General features: G+C 33.6%; 4 protein-coding genes. 2 read left to right on the forward strand and 2 right to left on the reverse strand.

The features are described from left to right. Positions 1-157: 157 nt before the first annotated feature. Positions 158-409: a hypothetical protein gene (locus SOY52_RS00110; protein WP_320846954.1), complete on the reverse strand. Its 252-nt coding sequence runs from the start codon at positions 407-409 to the stop codon at positions 158-160. A 129-nt stretch (positions 410-538) separates the two neighbouring features. Beyond that, positions 539-1231 (reverse strand): MgtC/SapB family protein, encoded by a 693-nt coding sequence (locus tag SOY52_RS00115; protein ID WP_320846955.1) that lies wholly within the window; start codon positions 1229-1231, stop codon positions 539-541. A 120-nt stretch (positions 1232-1351) separates the two neighbouring features. Between SOY52_RS00115 and SOY52_RS00120 the strand changes: the two genes are divergently transcribed. Then, positions 1352-1624, forward strand: coding sequence for an ACT domain-containing protein (locus SOY52_RS00120; protein WP_320846956.1), 273 nt, complete (start codon positions 1352-1354; stop codon positions 1622-1624). 2 nt (positions 1625-1626) lie between these two features. Next, positions 1627-2991 (forward strand): PFL family protein, encoded by a 1365-nt coding sequence (locus SOY52_RS00125; protein WP_320846957.1) that lies wholly within the window; start codon positions 1627-1629, stop codon positions 2989-2991. Positions 2992-3114 lie beyond the last annotated feature (123 nt).

Raw genomic sequence — 3114 nt, forward strand, 5'->3', positions numbered from 1 at the left:
CTTTTGAATTTGATGAAACTGAGAAAGTAAGAGTAGGGCGATAATATGGACTATTATCGTATAGCCATGATAGTGCAGTACTGTCGTTGTTTGCTAATTCAGTTGCTAAGAAAGCATCACTTTATTATTTAGAAATTTTAAATGAAATAAGGCGTTTTTAATATGCTAAAGAAGAATAGTATAGTTCGCAATTGTTCTTATTTATTGCTTTTTCAATTGAGGATGTTGCATTACTTTTTTCTTTTGCAACTCTTGTTTCAAGTTCTGAGTAGCGCTTCATCGCGCTATTAAGATCCCCATTGTTTATTGCAGTTGAGAAATCACCATAAAGTTTCTCTGCGCTTGAAGCTGCAAAAACAAATGATATGCAAAGTGCAGAAACAATTAAAAATGATATTATTTTTTTCATACTTTTTATCTCCTTACACGTTCCAACTTATGTATAAAAAGATAAAGTATCAAATGAAGATTGTGTGAAAAGCCATACATATGTATGACTTTTACATAAAATACAAATTAGCTTAACTTAATTGACAAATTAGCCAAAGGTTGTAATTTCAATTGATGTAATCTTACCGATTGTTTCAAGCTGTTTCATTACATCATTAATATTATCTTTCTTAGAGAAGATAATTGTTGCAGATACATCTTGACCACCATCTCGAAGGACAAGACGCATATTCCTTACATCTAATTTCTTTTCCTTAAATACACTGTTTACTTGGCCTATTGTAAAGTTTGAATTATCAATTCTAAGTACAATTGAACCTGTGGTTTGAGTTGAAAATTTAAATCTCTTATTGTGCAAAATTAGTTGTACTAATAGTACTAGTACAGTAAAAGTGACACCTGCAAAGTACATTCCTGCTCCAATTGCAAGGCCAAGACCTACAGTTGCCCATAGTCCTGCTGCAGTTGTAACGCCAATAGTATTTTCCTTTCTTACGAAAATAACTCCGGCACCTAAGAAACCTATTGCTGATACAACAGATGCAGCAACACGAGATGCATCAACTCTAATTCCTTCATTTACTAAGGCAACATCAAAAAATCCATATTTACTGATTATCATCATTAAGGCTGCAGACATGGATACAAGAATGTGTGTTCTAATTCCTGCATTCTTTAATCTTTTTTCTCTTTCATATCCGATAACCCCACCACAAATTGCGGCAATGATTACTCTAAGTATATATTCCATTTCTTGAGCATTAATTATGTATCTAAGCATAGTAATATTGTCTCTTAATATCGATGTAAAATAAATGATAAACTTTTAATGTTTTTTGATTACTTTTCAGCCTTTGCAAAAAGGATGGGAAAGTGTTTAATAGTAATTGGAGTTTTAATTATGAAGAAAAGTATTATAACTGTCGTAGGAAAGGATTGTGTTGGTATTATTGCAAAGATTTGTACCTACCTCGCTGATAATGATGTAAATATCCTCGATATTAGTCAGACAATTGTAGATGGATATTTTAATATGATGATGATTGCCGATACAAATGGTTCTAAGAAGGAATTTTTAACACTCTCAAGTGAATTAGAAGAACTTGGTGAAAAGATTGGCTGTATAGTTAAACTACAGAGAGAAGATATTTTCAATAGAATGCAGAGGATTTAATTGTGATTAACATCAATGAAGTAATTGAAACTAATGCGATGATTGAGAAAGAAAATCTTGATGTGAGAACTATCACATTGGGTATTTCTCTCCTCGATTGCATAAGTGATGATTTAAATACCCTTTGCAATAATATTTATAATAAGATAACCACTGTTGCTAAGGATTTAGTTAAAACTGGTAAGGAAATTGAGAGAGAATATGCAATTCCTATCGTCAATAAAAGAATTAGTGTAACTCCTATCGCATTAATTGGTGCTTCTGCTTGTAAGAGTATTGATGACTATGTAACTATTGCTAAAACTCTTGATAGAGCAGCTAAGGAGGTCGGTGTAAATTTCCTGGGTGGTTTCTCTGCTCTTCCAGCTAAGGGAATGACCAAAAGTGAGGAGTTATTAATTAAATCTATTCCTCAAGCTTTAAAGGAAACAGAACATATTTGTTCATCTGTAAATCTAGGTTCTACTAAGACTGGTATTAATATGGATGCAGTTGCTCTTATGGGTAAAATTATTAAAGAGTGTGCATACCTTACTCGTGATAACGACTCAATTGGTTGTGCCAAGTTAGTAGTATTTTGCAATGCACCTGATGATAACCCATTTATGGCTGGTGCCTTCCATGGGGTTACAGAGACAGATAATGTTGTTAACGTTGGTGTTAGTGGTCCAGGTGTAATTAAGTATGCTCTTGAAGAGGTAAAAAATAGTGATTTCGAAACTCTTTGCGAGAAGATTAAAAAGACTGCATTTAAGATTACTAGACTTGGACAGCTTGTTGCTCAGGAAGCAAGTAAAAGATTAAATATTCCATTTGGAATTGTAGATTTATCACTTGCTCCAACTCCTGCAATTGGAGACTCTATTGCTGAAATTCTTGAAGCAATGGGCCTTGAAAAGGTTGGTGCACCAGGTACTACTGCAGCTTTAGCTCTGTTAAATGATAGTGTTAAGAAGGGTGGTATTATGGCATCAAGCTATGTAGGAGGCCTATCGGGTGCATTTATTCCTGTTAGTGAAGACCAAGGTATGATAAATGCAGTTAAAGCGGGCTCTTTAACACTTGAAAAGCTAGAGGCTATGACTTGTGTATGTTCTGTTGGCCTTGATATGATTGCAATTCCTGGTGATACAAGTGAATCAACTATTAGTGGAATTATTGCTGATGAAATGGCAATTGGTATGATAAACCAAAAGACTACTGCTGTTAGAATTATTCCTGTATATGGAAAAAAGGTTGGGGATGAAGCAGTTTTTGGTGGACTTTTAGGCTTTGCACCAATAATGAAGGTTAATAGTTTTTCTTGCGAAGACTTTATTAAACGAGGTGGAAGAATACCTGCTCCAGTACATAGTTTTAAAAATTAGTTGCAATTTGTTGCTCGCAAGTGATTTGCGAGCTTTTTTTCTATTTTTTATCTTTATTAGCTATTAAACATAACATAGTAAATAGTATAGAATGTGGCACCGGGAGAAAATAATGAAAAAAAT

Source organism: Bullifex sp. (assembly GCF_034103065.1).
Lineage (GTDB): Bacteria > Spirochaetota > Spirochaetia > Sphaerochaetales > Sphaerochaetaceae > Bullifex.